A 24,405-nucleotide genomic window follows, 5' to 3' on the forward strand; every position below is an offset into this window, starting at 1 on the left:
CGTTCGAGGCGTTAGATCAAGGCGCTAGATGCTGATGCGGCTGAGTGGCGTCTGGCTGTCCGACTCGCCCAGTTGCTTGATCAGGGCTTGCTGCAGGGCGCTGCACAGAGCGGGATCCGCCAAGGGGCGACCATCGGCGTCGGTGACATAGAAGACGTCTTCCACGCGCTCGCCGAGGGTGGCGATCTTGGCGTTGAGCACGGACAGGTCGAAGTCGAGGAAGATGCGACCCACCCGTGCCAGCAACCCGGGTCGGTCCGGCGCCGTCAGTTCGATCAGACTCGCCGAACGCGTGGTGTCGGTATAGATGTTCACCTGGGGCGAAAAGGCGAAATGCTTGAGCTGGCGGGTCACGCGGCGGTTGATGATGCTCGGGTATTCCTCGGGATGCTTGAGCGCCTCGATCAGGCCGCCGCGGATCTGGGCAATGCGCGCGGGATTGTTGCCGATCGAGCCGCCATCGGTATCCAGCACGATGTAGGTGTCCAGGGTGAACTGGCTGCTGGAGGTGATGATGCGGGCGTCCTGAATGTTCAGGTTGAGCTGGTCCATCACCGCCACGGTCACCGCGAAGAAGTCGTGCTGGTCCGCGGCATAGATGAAGATCTGGGTGCCGCCTTCGGAATCCCGCTGGGTGGTCTCGCGGATCAGCACCAGGGGCTCCGCGGTATCGCCATGGCCGAGGATGGCCTCGGTGTGCCAGGCCACGTCCAGCGCCGTATGCCGCAGGAAATAGGTGTCGCCCAGCTGCGACCACAGCTGCTCGGCGTCATCGGCATCGATGCCGCGGCGCATCAGGGTATCGAGGGCCGATTGCTGAGTGCTGCGAATCTGCTCCTCGCGATTGACCGGATTCTCCAGGCCGCGGCGCAGGGCGCGCTTGGTCTCGGTGTAGAGCTGGCGCAGCAGGGTGGCACGCCAGGAATTCCACAGCGACGGATTGGTCGCGGTGATATCGGCCACGGTAAGGACGTACAGATAGTCCAGATGGGTGTGGTCACCCACCGTCAGGGCGAAGTCGTGGATCACCTGGGGATCGGAGAGATCCTTGCGCTGGGCGGTGGTGGACATCACCAGGTGGTTGCGCACCAGCCAACTGACCAGGCGGGTATCCCATTCCGGCAGCTGGTGGCGGCGACCGAAGGCTTCCACGTCTTCCGCGCCCAGCTCCGAGTGATCGCCGCCGCGGCCCTTGGCGATGTCGTGGTAGAGACCGGCGATATAGATCAGCTCCGGCTTGGGCAGCTTGTGGATCACCCGCGTCGCCAGCGGATACTTCTCCGCCAGGACGTCGTAGCTCATCTTGCGCAGGTGTTTGATGAGATTGAGGGTGTGGGCGTCCACCGTATAGATGTGGAAGAGGTCGTGCTGCATCTGGCCGACGATCTGGCCGAATTCGGGCAGGTAGAGCCCCAGCAGTCCGTAGCGATTCATCCGCCGCAGATTGCGATGGATTCCGGATTCGCTCTTGAGCAGTTCGATGAACAGGCTGGTGTTGCGAATGTCCTGGCGGAAGGCGTCGTCGATCAGGTGACGGCTGTCGCGCAGCAGGCGGATGGTGCCGGCGCTGGGGCCCTTGACCGCCGGGTTCTGCGCCAGCAGGACGAACAGTTCCATCAGGGCGAAGGGCGTGCGCAGGAACACCTGCGGATGCACCACCTCCAGGTAGCCGTTGCGGATCTGGAATCTGTTGTTGATCGGTGTCACCGCGGCGGGCACCTGCTCGTCGCGCAGATTCACTTCCTCGAAGTGCTGCATGACCACGTCGCTGAGCTGGGAGACGTCCATCACCACCCGGTAGTACTTCTGCATGAAGCGTTCTACCGCCAGCTTGGCGTCGTTGTCCTCGTAGCCGAGCAGGTTGGCGATGCGTCGCTGGTGGTCGAACAGCAGGCGATCCTCCGGGCGACCGGCCAGCATGTGCAGGGCATAGCGAACCTTCCACAGGTACTCCTGCGCCGAGATCAGCAGGCTGCACTCGCTTTCGGTGAGAAAGCCCTGGCCCACCAGGGCCTGCAGGTTGAGGGTGCCGAATTGCCGCCGGGCGATCCACAGCAGCGTCTGGATGTCGCGCAGCCCCCCGGGCGAACCCTTGACGTTGGGTTCCAGGTTGTATTCGGTGTCGTTGTACTTGGCGTGTCTTGCACTCTGCTCGGCGCGCTTGGCCAGGTAGAAGGCGCGCCCTGGCCAGAGGTGCTCGACACTGGTGGCCGCGAGCATCGCCTGGCGCAGGTGCTCGGGGCCGGCGAGGGTGCGGCTTTCCATCAGGTTGGTGATGACCGTCAGGTCGGCGAGGGCTTCGGTGGTGCACTCGCGCAGGGATCTGACGCTTTGCCCCACCGCCAGGCCCACGTCCCACAGCAGGGTCAGGAAGCCTTCGATGGAGTCGCGGAAACGCTCCTGCTCCTCTTCGGCCAGCAGGATCAGCAGGTCGATGTCCGAGTGCGGGTGCAACTCGCCGCGACCATAGCCGCCGACCGCGAGCAGCGCGATGCCATCCTCCGGCCAACTGAAGCGATTCCAGGCCGCGATGAGCATCTGGTCGATGAACCAGGCGCGATCCTCGACCAGCCGGCGCACGCTGCGTCCGGCCAGAAAGCGGGCATCGAGGGTAGCGTTCGCGGCCCGGATGAATTTCTTGAAGGCCGCGAGGGGGCTGGCTTTCAGCGAAAGCTCAGCCTGGAACTGGCCGGCGTCGAACAACTCCGAATCGACCTGGGGCATGGGCGCTCACTCACGCAGAAACGCGGGGAAAGGTTTCGTCCTTTCTCAGGGTCAGGATCTCGTAACCCTGTTCGGTGACCAGCACCGTGTGTTCCCACTGCGCGGACAGCTTGCGGTCCTTGGTGATGGCGGTCCAGCCGTCGCCCAGCAGGCGGGTCTCGTAGCGGCCCTGGTTGATCATCGGCTCGATGGTGAAGATCATCCCGGCCTGCAGCTCGAGGCCGGTACCGGCACGGCCGTAATGCACCACCTGCGGCTCTTCGTGGAAGCCCTTGCCGATGCCGTGGCCGCAGTATTCGCGCACCACCGAGAAGCCGTTCTTCTCCGCATGCTTCTGGATGACTTCGCCGATATCGCCCAGGCGCGCGCCCGGGCGGACCAGCTCGATACCCTTGTAGAGGCATTCCTGGGTGATCTGACAGAGGCGGTCCGCCCACTCGGGTACGTCGCCCACCAGATACATCTTGCTGGTGTCGCCGTGGTAGCCGTCTTTGATCACGGTGATGTCCACGTTCATGATGTCGCCGCTCTTGAGCGGCTTGTCATTGGGAATGCCGTGGCAGACCACGTGGTTGAGCGAGGTGCAGATGGATTTGGGATAGCCCTTGTAGTTCAGCGGGGCGGGGATGGCCTGCTGCACGTTGACGATGTAGTCATGGGCCAGTCGATCCAGTTCTTCGGTGGTGATGCCGGGACGCACGTGCTCGTCCAGCATTTCGAGCACCTCGGCGGCCAGTTGGCCGGCGATGCGCATCTTGGCGATGTCTTCAGGGGTCTTGAGGATGACGGTCATCGGAAATCTCTAGGTATCACGCCGGGCGTTAGCTTTCGATCCGCTATTCTATCAGAGCCGTCGCCCGCGCTGTGGCTACCGGCGGTACCCCTGGATCTCCGCTAGGCGGCAATCGCCGCTGGTGGTATCCGGCAAGGCGTGATATAAAGTCGCGCGCTTTTTCGGGGCTATGCCCTTTAGCGCTCCTAACCCCACACACGCATCGACACGATGACCTGGGTGCTTCCCGATGGGAAGTTGGTCATTGGGATGCGTGGAGGCCCAACCCGACTACGAGGAACATCTAAATGTCTCAAGTCTCCATGCGTGACATGCTGAAAGCCGGCGTGCATTTCGGCCACCAAACCCGTTACTGGAACCCGAAGATGGGCAAGTACATCTTCGGCGCGCGTAACAAGATCCACATCATCAACCTCGAAAAGACCCTGCCGATGTTCAACGAGGCCCTGACCTTCGTTGAGCGCCTGGCGTCCGGCAAGAACAAGATCCTGTTCGTCGGCACCAAGCGCGCTGCCGGCAAGATCGTTCGCGAAGAAGCCGCGCGTTGCGGTCAGCCCTTCGTTGATCATCGCTGGTTGGGCGGCATGCTGACCAACTACAAGACCATCCGTGCCTCGATCAAGCGTCTGCGCGATCTGGAAGTCCAATCCCAGGATGGTACTTTCGACAAGCTGACCAAGAAAGAAGCCCTGATGCGTACCCGCGACCTCGAAAAGCTCGAGCGCAGCCTGGGTGGTATCAAGGACATGGGCGGTCTGCCGGATGCCCTGTTCGTGATCGACGTTGACCACGAGCGCATCGCCATCACCGAAGCCAACAAGCTGGGCATCCCGGTCATCGGCGTCGTCGATACCAACAGCAGCCCGGAAGGTGTTGACTACATCATCCCCGGCAACGATGACGCCTTCCGCGCCGTTACTCTGTACCTGAGCAGCGTTGCCGATGCCGTGATCCGTGGCGGCAGCAACGGCGGTGCCAACGAGCAATTCGTCGAAGAAACCGCTGCCGAAGCCGTCGAGGGCTGAGCAGGTCGACCCTAGGGTCGAGTGGTTCGACGTGCGAGAAGGGGGCCTAGCCCCCTTTTTGCCTACTGGCGTTTCATTGGCTCCGTCTCCGTGCGGAGTGACCTCGAAACCGATTCAAGAGGATTTCAAACATGGCAGAAATCACTGCAGCCCTGGTCAAAGAACTGCGCGAGCGCACCGGCCAAGGCATGATGGATTGCAAGAAGGCCCTGGCCGCTGCCGGTGGCGACATCGAGAAGGCCATCGACGACATGCGTGCCGCTGGCGCCATCAAGGCCGCCAAGAAAGCCGGTAACGTGGCTGCCGAAGGCTCCATCGCGGTCAAGGTCGCTGACGACCACAAGGCTGCCGTCATCATCGAAGTCAACTCCCAGACCGATTTCCTGGCTCTGCAGGACGACTTCAAGGGCTTCGTCGCCGCCAGCCTGGACAAGGCCTTCGCCGAGAAGATGAGCGATGCCGCTCCGCTGATCGCCGCTCAGGAAAGTGCCCGTGAGGCCCTGGTCGCCAAGTGCGGCGAGAACGTCAACATCCGTCGCCTGACCCGCGTCGAAGGCGATGTCGTTGGCGCCTACCTCCACGGTCACCGCATCGGTGTGGTCGTTACCCTGCAGGGTGGCAGCGCCGAGTTGGCCAAGGAAATCGCCATGCACGTCGCGGCGAGCAATCCTCAGTTCCTGAATCCGTCCCAGGTTTCCGAAGAAGCTGTCGCCAAGGAAAAGGAAATCTTCCTGGCGCTGAATGCCGACAAGATCGCCGGCAAGCCGGAAAACATCGTGGAGAACATGGTCAAGGGTCGTATCAACAAGTTCCTGGCCGAAGCCAGCCTGGTTGAGCAGCCCTTCATCAAGGATCCGGAAGTCAAGGTCGGTGAACTGGCCAAGAAAGCCGGCGCCGAAATCGTTTCCTTCGTACGTTACGAAGTAGGCGAAGGCATCGAGAAGGCTGAAGTCGACTTCGCTGCCGAAGTCGCTGCCCAGCTGGCTGCCAGCAAGCAGTAAGCCCGACATCCGCCGTTGCCCAGGAGGCCGCCCGCTTCGAGCGCGCGGCCTCTTTGTCAAATTGGAAGGCAGGTCTGATTTCTCGTCTTCCAAGGAGTTTTTTGCCGATGGGAGTGAACGCAACTGCAGTTGCGCTTTCCTATCGCTGGATCAAAATCCCCCGCACATGTTCATCGCCACAGGAGAGAGTGAATGGCACAGCAGATGAGTGGTCGCCAACCCCGTTACAAGCGTATTCTGCTGAAGCTCAGTGGCGAAGCCCTGATGGGAAGTGAAGACTTCGGGATCGATCCGAAGGTGCTGGATCGCATGTCGCTGGAGATCGGCCAACTGGTAGGCATCGGTGTCCAGGTCGGTCTGGTGATCGGCGGTGGCAACCTGTTCCGCGGTGCGGCGCTGTCCGCCGTGGGTATGGACCGGGTGACCGGCGACCACATGGGCATGCTGGCTACCGTGATGAACGCCCTGGCCATGCGTGACGCCCTGGAACGCTCCAATATTCCCGCCACGGTGATGTCCGCCATCTCCATGGTCGGCGTGACCGACCAGTACGATCGCCGCAAGGCCCTGCGTCAGTTGAAGGATGGCGAAGTCGTCATCTTCTCCGCCGGGACCGGCAATCCGTTCTTTACCACCGATTCCGCCGCCTGCCTGCGCGCCATCGAGGTCGAAGCCGATCTGGTGCTCAAGGCCACCAAGGTGGATGGTGTATACACGGCAGATCCTTTCAAGGATCCCAATGCCGAAAAATTCGAGCGCCTGACCTACGACGAAGTGCTCGACCGCAAGCTGGGTGTCATGGACCTCACGGCCATCTGTCTCTGCCGTGACCACAACATGCCCCTGCGGGTTTTCAACATGAACAAGCCCGGCGCCCTGCTCAACATCGTGGTGGGCGGTGGTGAGGGCACCCTGATCGAGGAGGGAGCAGCATGATCAACGAGATCAAGAAGGATGCGCAGACGCGCATGACCAAGACCCTGGAAGCCCTGGGCCACGCCTTTGCCAAGATCCGTACCGGACGCGCTCATCCAAGCATCCTGGATAGCGTCATGGTGTCCTACTACGGCAGCGACACCCCGCTGCGCCAGGTGGCCAACGTCACCGTCGAGGATTCGCGGACCCTGGCCTTGAGCGTGTTCGACAAGAGCATGATCCAGGCGGTCGAGAAGGCCATCATGACCTCCGACCTGGGCCTCAATCCGGCCACCGCCGGCACCACCATTCGCGTGCCGATGCCGGCCCTGACCGAAGAGACCCGCAAGGGCTTCACCAAGCAGGCGCGTGCCGAGGCCGAGCAGGCGCGGGTTTCCGTGCGTAACATCCGCCGCGATGCCCTGGCTCAGCTTAAGGATCTGCTCAAGGAAAAGGAAATCAGTGAAGACGAGGATCGTCGCGCTCAGGATGAAGTCCAGAAGCTGACTGATAAATTCGTCGCCGAGGTGGACAAGGCTCTGGAGGCCAAGGAAGCCGACTTAATGGCTGTTTGACAACGGTTGGGACGTAACATGGGCATGAGCAAGCCAGGCAAGGTGGTGCCACGTCACGTGGCGATCATCATGGATGGGAACAATCGCTGGGCGCGCCGTCGGTTGCTGCCGGGCGTCGCCGGTCACAAGGCCGGAGTGGACGCCGTGCGCGCGGTCATCGAGGTGTGCGGCGATGCGGGCGTCGAGGTGCTGACGCTGTTCGCCTTTTCCAGCGAGAACTGGCGGCGTCCGGCCGACGAGGTCGGCGCCCTGATGGAGCTCTTCCTGTCCGCCTTGCGGCGGGAAGCCAAGAAGCTGCATCAGAATGGCATCCGGCTGCGCATCATCGGCGATCGCTCGCTGTTCCATCCGGAACTGCAGGCGGCCATGGCGGAAGTCGAGGCACTCACTGCCCATCACACCCGGTTCGTGCTGCAGATCGCCGCCAACTACGGGGGGCAATGGGATATCACCCAGGCCGCCCAGCAGCTGGCGACGCAGGTCCAGCAGGGGTCGCTGCAGCCGGGTGACATCACGCCGGAGCTGCTGCAGGGCTGCCTGGCGACCGCTGACCTGCCGTTGCCCGACCTGTGCATCCGCACAGGTGGCGAGCGGCGGGTCAGCAACTTCCTGCTCTGGCAGATCGCCTATGCCGAGCTGTATTTTTCCGACCTGTTCTGGCCGGACTTCAAGCACGAGGCCATGCACGCCGCGCTGGCCGACTTCGCCACCCGCCAACGGCGGTTCGGCCGGACCTGCGAACAGGTGGAAGCGGAGCTACGCGCCTAATGCTGAAGCAGCGAGTTATCACGGCGATGGTGCTCCTGCCCATCGCCCTGGCCGGATTTTTCTGGCTGGAAGGGGCGGCCTTCGCCTTGTTCATTGGTGCGGTCGTGGTCCTGGGTGCCTGGGAGTGGGCACGCTTGGCGGGTCTGGAAACCCAGCCGCTGCGTTGTGCCTATGCTGCCGTCGTGGCGCTGGCGCTGCTGCTCTGCTGGTGGTTGCCGGCGGGGGCTCACGGACTGCTGTTCATCAGCCTGGCCTGGTGGCTCTATGCGACCGTGCTGGTGCTCACCTATCCCGATAGCGCTCGTGCCTGGCAGGCCTCCTGGCGACGCCTGCTGATCGGGCTGGTGGTGCTGGTTCCGGCCTGGCAGGGGCTGATGCTGCTCAAGGCAGCACCGGGTGGCAATCTACTGATTCTCGAAGTGATGATGCTGGTGTGGCTGGCCGACATCTTCGCCTATTTCTCCGGGCGGGCCTTTGGCAAGCGCAAGCTGGCGCCGGCGGTGAGTCCGGGCAAGAGCTGGGAAGGCCTCTATGGCGGCCTGGCCGCGGCGCTGGTGGCGACCCTGGTGCTCGGCCTGGTCCGTGGCTGGGGTCTGGGCGACCTCTTGCAGGCGCTCATCGGCGCGGCCTGCGTGGTGCTGATTTCCGTGGTGGGTGATCTCACCGAAAGCATGTTCAAGCGTCAGGCCGGGCTCAAGGACAGCAGTCAACTGCTGCCCGGTCACGGCGGCGTACTGGATCGCATCGACAGCCTCACGGCCGCCGTGCCGCTGTTCGCGCTGCTGCTCTGGTGGGCCGGCTGGGGTGTCCAGTGAGTCTCCAACGGCTTTGCGTGCTGGGTGCTACCGGCTCCATCGGTGCCAGCACCCTGGATGTAGTAGCGCGGCACCCTGAGCGTTATCGGATCTTTGCCTTGAGCGGGCATCGTCGCCTGAACGAGCTGGCTGATCTCTGCCGACGTTTCCAGCCGGTCTATGCGGCCGTGCCGGATCAGGCGTCCGCCGACTGCTTGGCCGGCCTGCTGCGAGGGGCTGAAATGCTCCCCGAGATTCTGGTGGGCGAGGGTGGCCTGGAGGCCATCGCCGCTCATCCCCAGGTCGACACCGTCATGGCGGCCATCGTTGGCGCGGCCGGGCTGAAGCCGACGCTGGCGGCGGTCAAGGCTGGCAAGCGTGTGCTGCTGGCCAACAAGGAAGCCCTGGTCATGAGCGGCGCGCTCTTCATTGAGGCGGTGCAGGCCAGTGGCGCGACCCTGCTGCCCATCGACAGCGAGCACAACGCCATCTTCCAGTGCCTGGCCGATCCGGCGACACCCGGCCTGGCGCGCAAGGGCGTACGACGCATCCTGCTCACCGCCTCGGGTGGTCCGTTCCGCGAGACACCGGCCGAGCAGCTGGTCGAGGTGACGCCGGACCAGGCCTGTGCCCATCCCAAGTGGTCCATGGGCCGCAAGATTTCGGTGGACTCCGCGACCCTGATGAACAAGGGGTTGGAGTTGATCGAGGCGTGCTGGCTGTTCGAGGCGACACCTGAGCAGGTCGAGGTGGTCATCCATCCCCAGAGCGTAATTCATTCGCTGGTCGACTATGTGGACGGTTCGGTGCTGGCCCAGTTGGGCAATCCCGATATGCGCACCCCCATTGCCCATGCCCTGGCCTGGCCCGAGCGAATCGACTCCGGGGTCACGGCGCTGGATCTGTTCGAAATCGGCCGGCTCGAGTTCGAGCGCCCTGACGAAGCGCGTTTTCCTTGCCTGCGTCTGGCCCGGGAAGCCGCTCAGGCGGGTGGTTGCATGCCGGCGACGCTCAATGCCGCCAACGAAGTCGCCGTCGAGGCCTTTCTCGCGGGTCAACTGGGTTTTACCGAGATCCCGCAACTGATCGAGTCGGTGCTCAAGGGTGTCGAGCCCGGTCCGGCCGCCGATCTGGACGCGGTTTTCGCAGCCGACAATACCGCTCGGCAGCTGGCTCGGGAGTGGTTGGCGAGACGCTGATCCCGCGCCTCGACACCTGACCTGCGAGTCCGCAGAATCGGCACACTGAGGTAGCGGAGGCAGCCAATGTCCATCCTTTATACGATACTGGGAACCCTGATCGCCCTGGGCGTCCTGGTGACCATTCACGAGTATGGCCATTTCTGGACGGCGCGCCGGTGCGGCGTCAAGGTCCTGCGCTTTTCCGTCGGTTTTGGCAAGCCGCTGCTGCGCTGGCACGATCGCCACGGCACCGAATTCGTGGTGGCCGCGATCCCACTGGGCGGCTACGTAAAGATGCTGGACGAGCGCGAAGCGCCGGTGGCCCCTGAAGATCAGCATGCCGCCTTCAACCGCAAGACGGTACGCCAGCGCATCGCCATCGTCGCCGCCGGTCCGATCGCCAACTTCCTGCTCGCCATCCTGTTCTTCTGGGTGCTGGCCATGCTGGGTTCCCAGCAGCCGCGGCCGGTCGTGGGTGGCATCACGCCCGATACGCTGGCTGCCACCGCAGGCATTCCCGTCGGCGCTGAGCTGACCGCGGTGGATGACGCCGCTGTGGACAGCTGGTCGGCAGTCAATCTGCGCCTGGTCGATCGTCTGGGTGAAAGTGGTCCGCTGCGCCTGAGTTACCGGGTGCCGGGCACCACCGCCGAGCAGCGCACGGTCATCCAGCTCGACGCCTGGCTGCGCGGTGCGGAAGATCCCGATCCGATCCAGGCCCTGGGCCTGAAACCCTGGCGGCCACAGATTCCGGCGGTCTTCGCCGAGCTGGATCCGGCCGGTCCGGCGAAAGCGGCCGGCCTGCAGACGGGAGATCGCCTGATCGCCTTGAACGATACGGCGATCAGCGATTGGCAGCAGGCGGTGGACTGGGTGCGGGCGCATCCCGATCAGCAGGTCAAGGTCACCTATGAACGCGAGGGTCAGCGGCGGGATCTGTCCCTACGTTTGGGCGCGCGGCGGGTCGATTCCACCGACGCCGGCTACCTCGGCGCCGGTGTGGCACCGGTCAAGTGGCCGGCGGAAATGGTTCGCGAAATCAGCTATGGACCCGTCGCCGCCGTGGGGGAGGGGATCGGTCGGACCTGGCAGATGAGCGTGCTGACGCTGGTTTCCCTGAAGAAGATGCTCTTGGGAGAGCTGTCGGTAAAAAACTTGAGCGGGCCGATAACCATTGCTAAAGTGGCGGGCGCTTCCGCTCAGTCAGGCCTGGGGGACTTCCTCAATTTTCTGGCGTACCTGAGCATTAGCCTGGGGGTTCTGAATCTGTTGCCTATCCCTGTGCTCGACGGTGGTCACCTGGTGTTCTACTTCGTCGAGTGGATTCGCGGGCGGCCCTTGTCCGAGCGTGTACAGACATGGGGCATGCAGATCGGTATTAGCCTCGTCGTGGGTGTGATGCTGCTGGCCTTGGTCAATGACCTCGGTCGCCTCTGACACTCTGCTGATTGCCGAATCTGCCGCCCCGTGCGGCAGATTCTTTATTTGCCAGTTGGAATAAAAGGGACTCATGAAACGCCTGCTGCTACCTGCGGTAATAGCCGCGCTGATGATCGGCGAGGTACACGCCGAGTCCTTCACCATCTCCGATATCCGCGTCAACGGACTGCAACGAGTATCGTCCGGCAGCGTCTTCGGTGCCCTGCCGCTCAATGTCGGCGAGTCCGTCGACGACAACAAGTTGGCCGAAGCCTCCCGCTCGCTCTTCCGTACCGGATTCTTCCAGGACATCCAGCTGGGCCGTGACGGCAACGTCCTGGTCGTGAATCTGGTCGAGCGTCCCTCCATTTCCAGCATCACCCTGGAAGGCAACAAGGCGATCTCCAGCGACGACCTGATGAAGGGCCTCAAGCAGGCCGGTCTCGCCGAGGGCGAGATCTTCCAGCGTGCGACGCTGGAAGGCGTGCGCAACGAACTGCTGCGCCAGTACGTTGCCCAGGGCCGTTATTCCGCCAGTATCGACGCCGAAGTGGTGCCGCAGCCCCGTAACCGGGTGCAGCTGAAGATCACCGTCAACGAGGGCGAGGTCGCGACCATCTCCCACGTCAATGTGGTGGGCAACACGGTCTTCGCCGAGGATGACCTCACCTCGCTGTTCGAACTCAAGCCGAGCAACTGGTTGTCGTTCTTCCGTAACGATGACAAATACTCCCGGGAAAAGTTGGCGGGTGACCTGGAGCGCCTGCGCTCCTATTACCTGGACCGCGGCTACATCAACATGGACATCACCTCGACCCAGGTGTCCATCACGCCCGACAAGAAGCACGTCTACATCACGGTCAACGTCAACGAAGGGCAGAAGTACACCGTTCGTGAAGTCAAGCTGTCCGGCGACCTCAAGGTGCCGGAGGAAGAGCTGCGCAAACTGATGCTGGTCCAGCCGGGCCAGGTCTTCTCGCGCAAGGTCATGACCAGCACCTCGGATCTGATCACCCGCCGCCTGGGCAACGAAGGCTATACCTTCGCCAACGTCAACGGTCTGCCCGAGCCCCATGACGACGACCACAGCGTGTCCCTGACCTATGTGGTCGATCCGGGCAAGCGTGCCTACGTCAATCGCATCAACTTCCGCGGCAACACCAAGACCGAGGACGAGGTGCTGCGTCGCGAGATGCGCCAGATGGAAGGCGGGTGGGCGTCCACCTACCTCATCGACCAGTCCAAGACCCGTCTCGAACGCCTGGGCTACTTCAAGGAAGTCAAGGTCGAGACGCCCCAGGTGCCTGGCACCGACGACATGGTCGACGTCAACTACAACGTCGAAGAGCAACCGTCCGGCTCCATCACCGCCAGCATCGGCTTCGCCCAGAGCGCCGGTCTGATCCTGGGCGGTTCCATCAGCCAGAACAACTTCCTCGGTACCGGCAACCAGGTCAGCATCGGTCTGACCCGTTCCCAGTACCAGAGTCGCTACAACTTCAGTTTCACCGATCCCTACTTCACGCCGGATGGCGTGAGTCTGGGCTACAACATCTTCTATCGCAGCACCGACTACAGCAAACTGTACGACAGTGACGTCTCCTACTACTCGATCAACAGCCTGGGTACCGGTGTCACCCTGGGCTATCCGATCAGCGAGACCTCGCGCCTGACCTATGGTCTGAGCGTGCAGAAGGACGAGATCAACCCGGGTACCTACAGCGCCGACGAGATCTACGATTTCGTAGATCGCGAAGGGGACAACTTCACCAACTTCAAGGCCAGCATCGGCTGGTCCAGCTCGACGCTGAACCGCGGCGTGCTGCCGACCCGTGGTGCCTCCCAGAGCCTGACCGGCCAGATCACCATCCCGGGCAGCGACCTGAGCTTCTACAAGCTCGACTACCGCGGCCAGCTGTTCACCCCGCTGACCGACACTACCGCGCTGCGCTTCCATACCGAGCTGGGTTACGGCGACGGCTATGGCAGCACCGATGGTCTGCCGTTCTACGAGAACTACTACGCCGGTGGCTTCAACTCGGTACGGGGTTTCGAGGACAGCAGCCTGGGTCCGCGGACGACGCCGCCAAAGAACCCTGCGACTTATGCTAATCAAGGTCAGGGCTATCGCGATCGGGAGAACGACGAGGCCTTCGGTGGCAACGTCCTGATCACCGGCGGTGTGGAATACCTGTTCCCCTTGCCCTTCGTGAAGGATCAGAAGTCCCTGCGGACCGTATTGTTCTGGGACGTGGGTAATGTGTTCAGCACCAAGTGCTACCTGAACTCGACACAAAACTGTGGTGATGTCAGCTTCTCCAACATGGCCAGTTCCGTTGGTGTCGGTGTGACCTGGGTTACCGCCCTGGGCCCGCTGAGCTTCAGCCTGGGCATGCCGGTCAAGAAGCCGGCCAACTCCGATCCGCAGGTCTTCCAGTTCTCGCTGGGTCAGACGTTCTGACCCAGGCTACACCTTTGCGCTTTACGCAGGAGTCAACTGTGCACAAGTACACCCGTTACGCTCTGTTCGCTGCCGTTCTCGTCGCCGCTCCGGTGTTCGCCGATACCAAGATCGCCGTGCTGAACTATCAGATGGCCCTGCTGGAATCCGATGCCGCCAAGAAGTACGCGGTGGATTCCGAGAAGAAGTTCGGTCCCCAACTGAACAAGCTCAAGGGCCTGGAAAGCTCCGCCAAAGATATCCAAGACAAGCTCAACAAGGGCGGTGACAAGCTGGCCCAGGCCGAGCGTACTCGTCTGGAGAACGACTTCCGCCAGAAGGCTCGGGACTTCCAGTTCCAGTCCAAGGAACTCAACGATGCCAAGGCGGCGTCGGATCGTGACATGCTCAAGCTGCTCAAGCCGCGCCTGGACAAGGCCGTGGAAGAGGTGTTGAAGAAGGGCGATTACGATCTGGTGCTCGAGCGCGGTGCCGTGGTGGACGTGAAGCCGCAATACGACATCACCCGTCAGGTGATCGAGCGCATGAACGCGGGTCGTTGATGAGCCATACCACCTTTACGCTGGGCGAACTGGCGCAGTGGCTGGAAAGCCGCCAGTTGACCGTGGAGTTACGCGGTTCGTCCGAGCGCCTGGTAACCGGTCTGGCTACCCTGCCCGAGGCCGGTCCTGAGCAGTTGAGTTTTCTCGCCAATCCGCAGTACCGCCGCTACCTGGCCGATACCCAGGCCGGGGCCGTGCTGCTGACGGAAAAGGACGCCGATGGCTATGCCGGTGACGCCCTGATCCTGGCGAATCCCTATTTGGCCTACGCGCGACTTTCCCATCTGTTCGATCGCAAGCCGCGCAGCGCGGCGGGCATCCATCCCACGGCACTGGTCGCCGCGGATGCCGAGGTCGATCCGACGGCGGCCATCGGTCCCTATGTGGTGATCGAGGCGCAGGCGCGCATCGGCGCGGGCGTCAGTCTGGGCGCCCACTGCGTGGTGGGCGCGCGGAGCGTCATTGGCGCCGACAGTTGGCTGGCGCCCCGGGTCACGCTCTATCACGACGTGACCATCGGCGCGCGCGCCGTGGTGCAATCGGGTGCCGTGATCGGTGCCGAGGGCTTCGGCTTCGCCAACGAGGGTGGCCAGTGGCAGAAGATCGCCCAGCTGGGTGGGGTGCTGATCGGCGACGACGTCGAGATTGGTGCCAACACCACCATCGACCGCGGCGCCCTGGCGAACACGGTCATCAGCAATGGCGTCAAGCTCGACAACCAGATCATGATCGCGCACAACGTCCAGGTCGGTGAGCACACCGCCATGGCCGCCTGCGTGGGCATCTCTGGCAGTACCAAGATCGGTAAGCACTGCACCATCGCCGGCGGCGTGGGCATGGTCGGTCATATCGAGGTGTGCGACCACGTGTTCGTCACCGGTATGACCATGGTGACCCGCTCGATTACCGAGCCCGGCGCCTATTCCTCCGGTACGGCGATGCAGCCTGCCGGTGAATGGAAGAAGAGCGCCGCGCGGATTCGTCACCTCGACGACATGGCCCGCCGTCTGCAACATCTGGAAAAAATCGTTGCTACCGTGACCTCGCGGGATGACGCTGCTTCTGATGCTTGATTCTGCATCGGATGTTTCCCCTTTCTGAACAGGCCTTCCCCGACCATGATGGACATCAACGAGATCCGTGAATATCTCCCGCATCGCTATCCCTTTCTGTTAGTGGATCGCGTGCTGGAGCTGGATATCGAAGCCAAGCGCATTCGTGCCTACAAGAACGTCAGCATCAACGAACCGTTCTTTACCGGCCACTTCCCCCAGCACCCGATCATGCCGGGCGTGCTGATCGTCGAGGCCATGGCCCAGGCCGCCGGCGTGCTCGGTTTCAAGATGATGAATTCCTCGCCGGCAGACGGCACCCTGTACTACTTCGTCGGATCGGATAAGCTGCGGTTTCGCCAACCGGTGACGCCGGGCGATCAGCTGATGCTCGACGCTCGCTTCATCAGTACCAAGCGCGGCATCTGGAAATTCGAATGCCACGCCAGTGTGGACGACAAGCCGGTTTGCTCGGCTGAAATCATCTGTGCGGAACGCAAGCTATGACGTTGATTGACTCCAGGGCTATCGTCGACCCCAAGGCACGGCTCGCCGCCGATGTCCAGGTCGGCCCCTGGTCGATCATCGGACCGGATGTCGAGATTGGCGAGGGGACCGTTATCGGGCCTCACGTCATCCTCAAGGGTCCGACCGTGATCGGGCGTCACAATCGTATCTTCCAGTTCTCGTCGATCGGCGAGGATACGCCCGACCTTAAGTATCAGGGCGAACCGACCCGGCTGCGGATCGGCGATCACAACACCATCCGCGAAGGGGTCACCATCCATCGCGGTACCGTGCAGGATCGGGAAGAGACGACCCTTGGCGATCACAACCTGCTGATGGCCTATGTGCACATCGGCCATGACAGCGTGATCGGCAATCACTGCATCCTGGTCAACAACACGGCCCTCGCCGGGCACGTGCATGTCGATGACTGGGCGATCCTGTCCGGCTATACCCTGGTGCATCAGTTCTGCCGTATCGGCGCCCACAGCTTTTCCGGCATGGGCACGGCCATCGGCAAGGACGTACCGGCCTATGTCACGGTGTTCGGCAATCCGGCCGAAGCCCGCAGCATGAACTTCGAAGGCATGCGCCGTCGGGGTTTCTCGGCCGAAGCCATCAAGGAATTGCGTCGCGCGTACAAGGTGGTCTACCGCCAGGGCCTGACCGTCGATGACGCCCTGCGCGAGTTGGAGCCGGTGGCTCAGCAGTTTCCCGAAGTGGCGGTGTTCCGCGACTCCATCCTGAGTGCGACGCGTGGCATTACCCGCTGAGTTCTCCCAGCGCCCGCTGCGCGTGGCGTTGGTGGCAGGGGAGGCGTCGGGCGATCTGCTCGGCGCCGGTCTGATGCAGGCGCTGCGTGCGCAGCACCCCAATATCTCCTTCATGGGCGTGGGCGGTCCGCGGATGGAAGCCGAAGGGCTGGTGTCCGAATTTCCCATGGAGCGCCTGGCGGTCATGGGGCTGGTCGAGGTGCTTGGCCGCTTAAAGGAACTCCTGGGGCGGCGCAAGGCGTTGATCAGTCAGCTGCTCGACGCCCGTCCCGATGTGTTCATCGGCATCGACGCCCCGGATTTCGTCCTCGAGATCGAAGCCCAGCTGCATCGCGCCGGCATTCCGGCCGTGCACTACGTCAGCCCCTCGGTCTGGGCCTGGCGGCAGAAGCGGGTGCTGAAGATCCGCGACGGCTGCGACCTGATGCTGACCCTGTTTCCCTTCGAGGCGCGCTTCTACGAAGAACAGCAGGTGCCGGTGCGCTTCGTCGGTCATCCGCTGGCCGATACCATTCCCCTGGACAGCGACCGCCTGGCGGCCCGGCAGGCCCTGGGCTTGCCGGAAGAGGGGCAGATCGTCGCCCTGTTGCCAGGCAGTCGCGGCGGTGAAGTAGGGCGTCTCGGTGCCCTGTTCCTCGACGCTGCCGCCCAGTTGCTGGCGGTGCGTCCTGGTGTGCGCTTCGTCCTCCCCTGTGCCAATGCCGCACGGCGGGCCCAGGTGGAGCAGTTGCTGGAAGGCCGGCCGCCGCTGCCGCTGCTGCTGACCGATGGGCGTTCCCATGAGGTGCTGGCCGCCTGCGATGGCGTGCTGATCGCCTCGGGCACCGCGACCCTGGAGACGCTGCTGTTCAAGCGACCCATGGTGGTGGCCTATCGGGTGGCGCCCCTGACCTATCTGATCCTCAAGCAGCTGGTGAAGAGTCCCTACATCTCGCTGCCCAACCTCCTGGCCGGGCGCAAGCTGGTGCCGGAGCTGATCCAGCACGAGGCGACGCCGGAGCGGCTGGTGGTCGAACTCCTGCCGCTGCTGGAGCAGCCGCAGCAACAGACCGACAGCTTCGCGGCCATCCATCACAGCCTGAGGCGCGATGCCTCGGTCCAGGCGGCCGCTGCCGTGCTGGATCTCCTGCGGCAGCGCAGCTGATGCAGTTGGGACTGGATTTCAATCTGGTCGAGGCGCTGGTCGCCGGGGTGGACGAAGTCGGCCGCGGTCCGCTGTGTGGCGCCGTGGTCACGGCCGCGGTGATCCTCGATCCGGGCAAGCCCATCCTCGGCCTCAACGATTCGAAGAAGCTGTCGCTGACACGTCGCGAAGCCCTGTTCGACGAGATCCAGGAAAAGGCCTTGGCCTGGTGCGTGGCCCGCGCCGAGGTCGCCGAGATCGACCGGCTGAACATCCTGCACGCCACCATGCTGGCCATGCAGCGGGCGGTGGAAGGGCTCCGGGTCCAGCCGCGGCTGGCCCTGATCGATGGCAATCGCTGTCCCAAATTGGCGGTGCCCAGTTCACCGGTGGTGAAGGGCGATAGCCAGATCCCGGCGATCGCCGCGGCGTCCATTCTGGCCAAGGTGACCCGCGACCGCGAAATGCAGGCGCTGGACGCTCTCTATCCGGGCTATGGCCTGGCCGGACACAAGGGCTATCCCACCGCCGAGCACCTGGACGCGCTCAGGCGCCTGGGCCCCACGCCCATCCACCGGCGCTCCTTCGCGCCGGTGCGCGACGCCTGGCACGCCCTCGAGACCCAGGCCTCGACCCAGATCGTCGCGACCTACTGACAGCCGTCGCGGCGGTCTGACCTCGGGTCGACAATCCAGTACAATCTCGCGCCTCATGCATCAAGGGGTCTCTGCCATGTCCGCATCCTTCGTCCATCTGCGTCTCCACACGGAATACTCCCTGGTCGATGGGATCGTGCGGGTGAAGGGGCTGGTCAAGGCTGCCGAAGCCGCCGGAATGCCGGCCGTGGCGGTGACCGACCAAGGCAACCTCTGTTCGCTGGTCAAGTTCTACAAGGCCGCCATGGGCGCCGGGATCAAGCCCATCGCCGGCGCCGATATCTGGCTGGCCGGTCGCGAAGGCGACGCGCCCCTGACCCGCATGACCCTGCTGGTCATGAACGCCAAGGGCTATCGCAACCTGACCGAGCTGCTGTCCCGGGGTTTCCGGGAAGGTCAGCAGGACGGCCAGATCGTCATCCAGCGCGACTGGGTGAAGGAAGCCAATGAAGGTCTGATCGCCCTGTCCGGTTCCAAGGAGGGCGAGATCGGCCTGGCGCTGCTCGAAGGCGATCTGGCCCTGGCCGATCAGTTGTTCGAGGAATGGCAGCAGGTCTTCCAGGAGCGCTTCTATCTGGAGGTGCAGCGCACCGAAAGAGCCGGTGACGAAGAACATCTGCATGCCGCCGTGGCCTTGGCCGATCGCTGCGGTGGCGCGCTGGTGGCGACCAACGACGTGCGCTTTCTCAAGGCCGAGGACTTCGAGGCCCACGAGACCCGCGTCTGCATCGGCGAGGGCCGTCCGCTGGACGATCCCCGGCGCGAGCGCAAGTACAGCGACCAGCAGTACCTGAAGTCGGCGGCCGAGATGGCCGAGCTGTTCAGCGACCTGCCCGAGGCGCTGGAAAACACCGTCGAGATCGCCAAGCGCTGCAACATCGAAATCCAGTTGGGCAAATACTTCCTGCCCAACTTCCCGATTCCCAACGGGATGACCATCAACGACTACCTGCGCCATGTGTCCTTCGAGGGCCTGGAGGAGCGCCTGGCCGTGCTCTGGCCGCGCGAGACCACGCCGAACTACGAGGAAAAGCGCCAGGAGTACGTCGACCGGCTTAACTTCGAGCTCGACATCATCATCCAGATGGGCTTCCCCGGTTACTTCCTCATCGTGATGGACTTCATCAAGTGGGCGAAGAACAACGGCGTACCGGTCGGTCCCGGCCGGGGCTCGGGTGCCGGCTCCCTGGTCGCCTATGTGCTCAAGATCACCGACCTGGATCCGCTGGCCTACGACCTGCTGTTCGAGCGCTTCCTGAACCCCGAGCGGATCTCCATGCCCGACTTCGACGTCGACTTCTGCATGGACGGTCGTGACCGGGTGATCGAATACGTGGCCGACCTCTATGGTCGCGAGGCGGTGAGCCAGATCATCACCTTCGGCACCATGGCCGCCAAGGCGGTGGTGCGCGACGTGGCGCGGGTGCAGGGCAAGTCCTATGGCCTGGCCGACCGTCTGTCGAAGATGATCCCCTTCGAAGTGGGCATGACCCTGCAGAAGGCCTATGAGCAGGAGGAGCCGCTGCGCGATTTCCTGGCGACCGACGAGGACGCCAAGGAAATCTGGGACATGGCCTTGAAGCTGGAAGGCATCACCCGCGGCACCGGCAAGCACGCCGGGGGCGTGGTGATCGCGCCGACCAAGCTGACCGACTTCTCGCCCATCGCCTGCGACGAAGATGGCAACGGCCTGGTGACCCAGTTCGACAAGGACGACGTCGAGCAGGCCGGTCTGGTCAAGTTCGACTTCCTTGGTCTGCGCACCCTGACCATCATCAAGTGGGCGCTGGAGACCATCAACCGCACGGAAGTGGAGGAGGGGCGCGAGCCGCTCAACATCGACTTCATCCCGCTGGACGACAAGCCGACCTACGCCCTGCTGCAGAAGGCCGAGACCACCGCCGTCTTCCAGCTGGAATCCCGCGGCATGAAGGAGCTGATCAAGAAGCTCAAGCCGGACTGCCTGGAAGACCTCATCGCCCTGGTGGCGCTGTTCCGCCCGGGTCCGCTGCAGTCGGGCATGGTGGACGACTTCATCAACCGCAAGCACGGCCGCGCCGAGCTGGCCTATCCGCATCCGGACTACCAGTACGAAGGCCTGCAGCCGGTGCTGGCGCCCACCTATGGCATCATCCTCTACCAGGAACAGGTGATGCAGATCGCCCAGGTCATGGGCGGCTACACCCTGGGTCAGGCGGACATGCTGCGCCGCGCCATGGGCAAGAAGAAGCCCGAGGAGATGGCCAAGCAGCGCGGCGGCTTCATCGAGGGCTGCGCCAATAACGGCATTGATGGCGAGCTGGCGGGCAACATCTTCGACCTGGTGGAGAAATTCGCCGGTTACGGCTTCAACAAGTCGCACTCGGCCGCCTACGGCCTGGTTTCCTACCAGACCGCCTGGTTGAAGACTCACTATCCGGCGCCCTTCATGGCCGCGGTGCTGTCGGCGGATATGCATAACACCGACAAGGTGGTGATCCTCATCGAGGAATGCCGCCACATGAAACTGCGCATCGACACGCCGGACGTGAACATCTCCGAGTTCAAGTTCACCGTGAACGAGGGCGGGCGCATCGTCTATGGCCTGGGCGCCATCAAGGGCGTGGGCGAGGGCCCGGTGGAGGCCATCGTCGAGGCGCGTGCCGAGGGGCCTTTCAAGGATCTCTTCGACTTCTGCGCGCGGGTGGATCTCAAGCGCATCAACAAACGCACCCTGGAAGCCCTGATTCGCTCCGGTGCCCTGGACCGCCTGGGGCCGCATTACCACGACGAACTCAAGGCCTATCAGGCGACCATCGACCAGAATCGCGCCGTGCTGCTGGCGGCCATGGAAGAGGCCATCGCCTCGGCCGAGCAGACCGCGCGCAGTCACAACAGTGGTCACGTGGATCTCTTCGGTGGCGTCTTCGCCGAACCCGAGGCCGACGTCTATGCCAACCACCGTCGCGCCCGGGAGCTCAATCTCAAGGAGCGCCTGCGCGGGGAAAAGGAGACCCTGGGGCTGTACCTGACCGGTCACCCCATCGAGGAATACGAAGGCGAGGTGCGCCGGCTGGCGCGCCAGCGCATCGTCGACCTCAAGCCGTCGCGGGAAACCCAGACCGTGGCCGGGTTGATCGTCAACCTGCGGGTGATGAAGAACAAGCGCGGCGACAAGATGGGCTTCGTCACCCTGGACGATCGCTCCGGGCGCATCGAGGCCTCGCTGTTCGCCGAAGCCTTCAACGCCGCCCAGGCGCTGCTGCAGACCGATGCCCTGGTGATCGTCGAGGGCGAGGTCAGCCAGGACGATTTCTCCGGTGGTCTGCGCCTGCGCGCCAAGCGGGTGCTGGGCCTGGAAGAGGCCCGTACCGCCCTGGCGGAGAGCCTCAGGATCGCCGTGCGCAGCGAGGCGCTGGCCGGTGATCGGCTGCGCTGGCTGGGCGAGTTGTGCGGTCGCCATCGCGGCGCCTGCCCGGTCACCATCGACTACCAGGGGCCCACCGCGCGGGCGTTGCTGCAGTTCGGCGAGAACTACCGGATCGACCCGGCCGATGGCCTGATTCAAACCCTGCGTGACCAGTTCGGCAGGGAGAACGTCTTTCTCAACTATCGTTAAGTCCGAGCGCCTCGTGCGCTCCGTCCCAACCCTCGCCAGCGGCGGGTGCCGGTGACGTGGCAGGAGTCTCGACCTGCCTCGTCCGATCCCTTAAGGTAGGCGCCCCGGCCCCTGGCTCTAGATTGTAATAACGGATGCCCATGAACCCGAACTATCTCGATTTCGAACAGCCCATCGCCGATCTCCAGGCCAAGATCGAAGAACTTCGACTGGTCGGTAACGACAATGCGCTGAACATCAGTGACGAGATCGCCCGGTTGCAGGAGAAGAGTCAGGCGCTCACCAAGAGCATCTTCAGCGACCTGTCCAGCTGGCAGGTGGCCCGTCTGGCCCGGCATCCGCTGCGTCCCTATACCCTCGACTACATCAACTACCTGTTCAGCGATTTCGAAGAGCTGCACGGCGATCGTCACTTCGCCGACGATCCGGCCATCGTCGGGGGCATCGCCCGCCTGGAAGGTCGTCCGGTGATGATCATCGGTCACCAGAAGGGTCGTGAAGTCCGCGAGAAGGTCCGCCGCAACTTCGGCATGCCGCGTCCGGAAGGCTATCGCAAGGCCTGTCGCTTGATGGAAATGGCCGAGCGCTTCAAGATGCCGATCCTGACCTTCATCGACACTCCCGGTGCCTACCCGGGCATCGACGCCGAAGAGCGTGGCCAGAGCGAGGCCATCGCCTGGAACCTGCGCGTCATGGCGCGGCTGAAGACCCCCATCATCGCCACCGTGATCGGCGAGGGTGGTTCCGGTGGCGCCCTGGCCATCGGCGTCTGCGACCAGCTCAACATGCTGCAGCACTCCACCTATTCGGTGATCTCGCCGGAAGGTTGCGCCTCCATCCTGTGGAAGACCGCCGAGAAGGCCCCCGATGCCGCCGAGGCCATGGGCATCACCGCCGAGCGGCTGAAGAGCCTGAACATCGTCGATCAGGTGATCGACGAGCCCCTGGGTGGCGCGCACCGCGATCCCCAGGCCATGGCCAACAGCCTGCGCACTGCGTTGCTGGAGCAGCTGGACGAGCTCAAGGGCTACGATATGCCGGCGCTGCTGGAGCGTCGCTACGAGCGCCTGATGAGCTACGGCATCGCCTGATTCCGCTCTCATGAGTCTGCTGGATCGGCTGCACGCCCGCCTGGAGCGGCAGCCGCTCACCCGTCACTGGCGGGTGGGCTTCTCCGGCGGACTCGACTCCACCGTTCTCCTATACCTCTTCGCGCGGCTGCGCGAACATGGCCTGCCGGGCGATCTGCAGGCGGTGCATGTGCATCATGGCCTGCAAGCCGCGGCGGATGCCTGGGTCGAGCACTGCACCCAGGTCTGCCAGAAGTTGGCTGTCCCTCTCGATACCCTGCACGTCCATGCCGATGGCGCGGCCAGTCTCGAACGGGCTGCGCGCGAGGCGCGCTATGCGGCCTTTGCCCAGGTGCTGCCCCAGGATGGCTGCCTGGTGCTGGGGCAGCATCGCGACGATCAGCTGGAAACCCTGCTGCAGCGGCTGGTACGGGGCGCGGGTGTGAAGGGGCTGGCCGGCATGCCCGAAACCCGTTCGCTGGTTGCCGGTCGCCTCTGGCGGCCCCTGCTGGACGAGCCGCGTAGTGCGCTGCTGGCCTATGCCGAAGCCGAAGGGCTGGACTGGATCGAAGACCCCAGCAACGCCGATACCCGACTGGATCGCAACTATCTGCGGCACGAGGTGCTGCCACGGCTACGCGACCGCTGGCCGGGCGTCGATCAGGTCATGGCGCGCGGTGCCCGGCATCTGGCCGAAGCCGACGAATTGCTCGGCGAGCTGGCCGATCTGGATCTGCAGCGGGCCCGGTGTGTCGATCACGGGTTCGCCTGGATTCCCTTGCCCAATCTGGCCCTGGCGCCTTTGCAAGCCTTGAGCGAGGCGCGCCAACGCAATGCCTTGCGCGCTTGGCTGGATCCGCTGACGCGCCAGCCCGACAGCGCCCACTGGGCTGGTTGGCAGGCAGTGTGCGAGGCGGGCGCGGCGAGCGATCCCCTCTGGCGTCTCGAAGGCGGCCAGGTGCGCCGGGGGGCAGGGCGGATCTGGTGGGTGCCCGACGCCTGGCAGGTCGCGCCGCAATCCCTGGCCATCACCGGACAGGAAACCAGCCTAAAGCTGGCCGGCAATGGCCGCTTGAACTTCCTCGAACAGGCCGCCGAATCCGGCTGGCGGATCGGCTATCGCCAGGGGGGCGAGCGGTTGTTCGTACCAGGTCGCGGCTCGCGCGAGCTCAAGCGCCTGTTCAACGAGCAGGGGGTGCCGCCGTTCCTGCGCGGCCGATTGCCGCTGCTCTGGCGCGGCGACGAACTGCTGGCGGTGGCCAACCTGCCCGGTCTGGATGGCCTGCCGGGGGGGGGGCGGCTTGAGTGGCAGCCCGCAGACGGCATGGGCGGGTTTGAGCTGGGATGACCTTTAGGCTAGACTACGCTCCCGTCTTATATCGCATTTTCCGCTCGCCCCGAGTGGACGGTGTGCATTGGTCCGGCGCC

At 63.7% G+C, this 24,405-nt stretch carries 20 protein-coding genes; 18 read left to right on the plus strand and 2 right to left on the minus strand.

What is annotated here, in order from left to right; genetic code table 11:
- Positions 1–24: 24 nt before the first annotated feature.
- Both V6W80_RS06170 and map read right to left on the minus strand, forming a co-directional pair.
- Positions 25–2,724 carry a [protein-PII] uridylyltransferase gene (locus V6W80_RS06170; RefSeq protein WP_338546213.1) on the minus strand — a complete coding sequence of 900 codons (2,700 nt, stop codon included), beginning with the start codon at positions 2,722–2,724 and terminating at the stop codon, positions 25–27.
- A 10-nt stretch (positions 2,725–2,734) separates the two neighbouring features.
- Positions 2,735–3,517 (minus strand): type I methionyl aminopeptidase, encoded by a 783-nt coding sequence (gene map / locus V6W80_RS06175; RefSeq protein ID WP_017639057.1) that lies wholly within the window; start codon positions 3,515–3,517, stop codon positions 2,735–2,737.
- Between the two features lie 287 nt (positions 3,518–3,804).
- Between map and rpsB the strand changes: the two genes are divergently transcribed.
- The 18 genes from rpsB (at position 3,805) to tilS (ending at position 24,325) form a co-directional block, all read left to right on the plus strand.
- A complete protein-coding gene (gene rpsB / locus V6W80_RS06180) occupies positions 3,805–4,542 on the plus strand; it encodes a 30S ribosomal protein S2 (protein WP_017639056.1) in 738 nt (245 codons plus the stop codon).
- 131 nt (positions 4,543–4,673) lie between these two features.
- On the plus strand, positions 4,674–5,543 hold the full coding sequence (gene tsf / locus V6W80_RS06185; protein WP_017639055.1) for a translation elongation factor Ts: 870 nt from the start codon (positions 4,674–4,676) through the stop codon (positions 5,541–5,543).
- Positions 5,544–5,735: 192 nt separating this feature from the next.
- Positions 5,736–6,479: a UMP kinase gene (gene pyrH, locus V6W80_RS06190; protein WP_017639054.1), complete on the plus strand. Its 744-nt coding sequence runs from the start codon at positions 5,736–5,738 to the stop codon at positions 6,477–6,479.
- Positions 6,476–7,033, plus strand: coding sequence for a ribosome recycling factor (gene frr, locus V6W80_RS06195; RefSeq protein ID WP_007159491.1), 558 nt, complete (start codon positions 6,476–6,478; stop codon positions 7,031–7,033). The genes pyrH and frr overlap by 4 nt, the downstream gene beginning before the upstream one ends.
- Before the next feature lie 18 nt (positions 7,034–7,051).
- Positions 7,052–7,801: a polyprenyl diphosphate synthase gene (gene uppS, locus V6W80_RS06200; protein WP_017639053.1), complete on the plus strand. Its 750-nt coding sequence runs from the start codon at positions 7,052–7,054 to the stop codon at positions 7,799–7,801.
- Entirely contained in the window at positions 7,801–8,616 is an 816-nt protein-coding gene (locus V6W80_RS06205; RefSeq protein ID WP_338546219.1) for a phosphatidate cytidylyltransferase, read from the plus strand. The genes uppS and V6W80_RS06205 overlap by 1 nt, the downstream gene beginning before the upstream one ends.
- On the plus strand, positions 8,613–9,794 hold the full coding sequence (gene ispC, locus V6W80_RS06210) for a 1-deoxy-D-xylulose-5-phosphate reductoisomerase (RefSeq protein WP_037062975.1): 1,182 nt from the start codon (positions 8,613–8,615) through the stop codon (positions 9,792–9,794). The genes V6W80_RS06205 and ispC overlap by 4 nt, the downstream gene beginning before the upstream one ends.
- A gap of 66 nt (positions 9,795–9,860) precedes the next feature.
- Positions 9,861–11,213 carry an RIP metalloprotease RseP gene (gene rseP, locus V6W80_RS06215; protein WP_064306763.1) on the plus strand — a complete coding sequence of 451 codons (1,353 nt, stop codon included), beginning with the start codon at positions 9,861–9,863 and terminating at the stop codon, positions 11,211–11,213.
- 73 nt (positions 11,214–11,286) lie between these two features.
- Positions 11,287–13,656, plus strand: coding sequence for an outer membrane protein assembly factor BamA (bamA, locus tag V6W80_RS06220; protein ID WP_338546221.1), 2,370 nt, complete (start codon positions 11,287–11,289; stop codon positions 13,654–13,656).
- 38 nt (positions 13,657–13,694) lie between these two features.
- Positions 13,695–14,198, plus strand: a complete 504-nt coding sequence (locus tag V6W80_RS06225; protein WP_017639048.1) for an OmpH family outer membrane protein — start codon at positions 13,695–13,697, stop codon at positions 14,196–14,198.
- A complete protein-coding gene (gene lpxD, locus V6W80_RS06230) occupies positions 14,198–15,271 on the plus strand; it encodes a UDP-3-O-(3-hydroxymyristoyl)glucosamine N-acyltransferase (protein ID WP_430707784.1) in 1,074 nt (357 codons plus the stop codon). Before V6W80_RS06225 ends, lpxD begins: the two co-directional genes overlap by 1 nt.
- Positions 15,272–15,316: 45 nt before the next feature.
- Positions 15,317–15,757, plus strand: coding sequence for a 3-hydroxyacyl-ACP dehydratase FabZ (gene fabZ / locus V6W80_RS06235; protein WP_007159483.1), 441 nt, complete (start codon positions 15,317–15,319; stop codon positions 15,755–15,757).
- The gene (lpxA, locus tag V6W80_RS06240; RefSeq protein ID WP_338546223.1) at positions 15,754–16,530 is read left to right on the plus strand and encodes an acyl-ACP--UDP-N-acetylglucosamine O-acyltransferase; all 777 of its coding nucleotides are present in this window, start codon (positions 15,754–15,756) and stop codon (positions 16,528–16,530) included. Before fabZ ends, lpxA begins: the two co-directional genes overlap by 4 nt.
- 16 nt (positions 16,531–16,546) lie before the next feature.
- Positions 16,547–17,674: a lipid-A-disaccharide synthase gene (gene lpxB, locus V6W80_RS06245; RefSeq protein ID WP_338547366.1), complete on the plus strand. Its 1,128-nt coding sequence runs from the start codon at positions 16,547–16,549 to the stop codon at positions 17,672–17,674.
- A complete protein-coding gene (gene rnhB, locus V6W80_RS06250) occupies positions 17,674–18,309 on the plus strand; it encodes a ribonuclease HII (protein WP_338546224.1) in 636 nt (211 codons plus the stop codon). Before lpxB ends, rnhB begins: the two co-directional genes overlap by 1 nt.
- 76 nt (positions 18,310–18,385) lie before the next feature.
- Positions 18,386–21,907 carry a DNA polymerase III subunit alpha gene (gene dnaE / locus V6W80_RS06255; RefSeq protein WP_338546226.1) on the plus strand — a complete coding sequence of 1,174 codons (3,522 nt, stop codon included), beginning with the start codon at positions 18,386–18,388 and terminating at the stop codon, positions 21,905–21,907.
- Positions 21,908–22,047: 140 nt separating this feature from the next.
- On the plus strand, positions 22,048–22,998 hold the full coding sequence (locus tag V6W80_RS06260) for an acetyl-CoA carboxylase carboxyltransferase subunit alpha (RefSeq protein ID WP_017639042.1): 951 nt from the start codon (positions 22,048–22,050) through the stop codon (positions 22,996–22,998).
- A 10-nt stretch (positions 22,999–23,008) separates the two neighbouring features.
- Positions 23,009–24,325: a tRNA lysidine(34) synthetase TilS gene (tilS, locus tag V6W80_RS06265; RefSeq protein ID WP_184291482.1), complete on the plus strand. Its 1,317-nt coding sequence runs from the start codon at positions 23,009–23,011 to the stop codon at positions 24,323–24,325.
- Positions 24,326–24,405 lie beyond the last annotated feature (80 nt).

The organism is Pseudomonas benzopyrenica (assembly GCF_036884265.1).
Taxonomy (GTDB): Bacteria; Pseudomonadota; Gammaproteobacteria; order Pseudomonadales; family Pseudomonadaceae; genus Chryseomonas; species Chryseomonas benzopyrenica.

What these genes read in the sequence shown, in the direction of transcription:
- V6W80_RS06170 (WP_338546213.1), bottom strand. Translation starts at nt 2,724, where the DNA reads ATGCCCCAGGTCGATTCGGAGTTGTTCGACGCCGGCCAGTTCCAGGCT.
- map (WP_017639057.1), bottom strand. Translation starts at nt 3,517, where the DNA reads ATGACCGTCATCCTCAAGACCCCTGAAGACATCGCCAAGATGCGCATC.
- rpsB (WP_017639056.1), top strand. Translation starts at nt 3,805, where the DNA reads ATGTCTCAAGTCTCCATGCGTGACATGCTGAAAGCCGGCGTGCATTTC.
- tsf (WP_017639055.1), top strand. Translation starts at nt 4,674, where the DNA reads ATGGCAGAAATCACTGCAGCCCTGGTCAAAGAACTGCGCGAGCGCACC.
- pyrH (WP_017639054.1), top strand. Translation starts at nt 5,736, where the DNA reads ATGGCACAGCAGATGAGTGGTCGCCAACCCCGTTACAAGCGTATTCTG.
- frr (WP_007159491.1), top strand. Translation starts at nt 6,476, where the DNA reads ATGATCAACGAGATCAAGAAGGATGCGCAGACGCGCATGACCAAGACC.
- uppS (WP_017639053.1), top strand. Translation starts at nt 7,052, where the DNA reads ATGGGCATGAGCAAGCCAGGCAAGGTGGTGCCACGTCACGTGGCGATC.
- V6W80_RS06205 (WP_338546219.1), top strand. Translation starts at nt 7,801, where the DNA reads ATGCTGAAGCAGCGAGTTATCACGGCGATGGTGCTCCTGCCCATCGCC.
- rseP (WP_064306763.1), top strand. Translation starts at nt 9,861, where the DNA reads ATGTCCATCCTTTATACGATACTGGGAACCCTGATCGCCCTGGGCGTC.
- bamA (WP_338546221.1), top strand. Translation starts at nt 11,287, where the DNA reads ATGAAACGCCTGCTGCTACCTGCGGTAATAGCCGCGCTGATGATCGGC.
- lpxD (WP_430707784.1), top strand. Translation starts at nt 14,198, where the DNA reads ATGAGCCATACCACCTTTACGCTGGGCGAACTGGCGCAGTGGCTGGAA.
- fabZ (WP_007159483.1), top strand. Translation starts at nt 15,317, where the DNA reads ATGATGGACATCAACGAGATCCGTGAATATCTCCCGCATCGCTATCCC.
- lpxA (WP_338546223.1), top strand. Translation starts at nt 15,754, where the DNA reads ATGACGTTGATTGACTCCAGGGCTATCGTCGACCCCAAGGCACGGCTC.
- rnhB (WP_338546224.1), top strand. Translation starts at nt 17,674, where the DNA reads ATGCAGTTGGGACTGGATTTCAATCTGGTCGAGGCGCTGGTCGCCGGG.
- dnaE (WP_338546226.1), top strand. Translation starts at nt 18,386, where the DNA reads ATGTCCGCATCCTTCGTCCATCTGCGTCTCCACACGGAATACTCCCTG.
- V6W80_RS06260 (WP_017639042.1), top strand. Translation starts at nt 22,048, where the DNA reads ATGAACCCGAACTATCTCGATTTCGAACAGCCCATCGCCGATCTCCAG.
- tilS (WP_184291482.1), top strand. Translation starts at nt 23,009, where the DNA reads ATGAGTCTGCTGGATCGGCTGCACGCCCGCCTGGAGCGGCAGCCGCTC.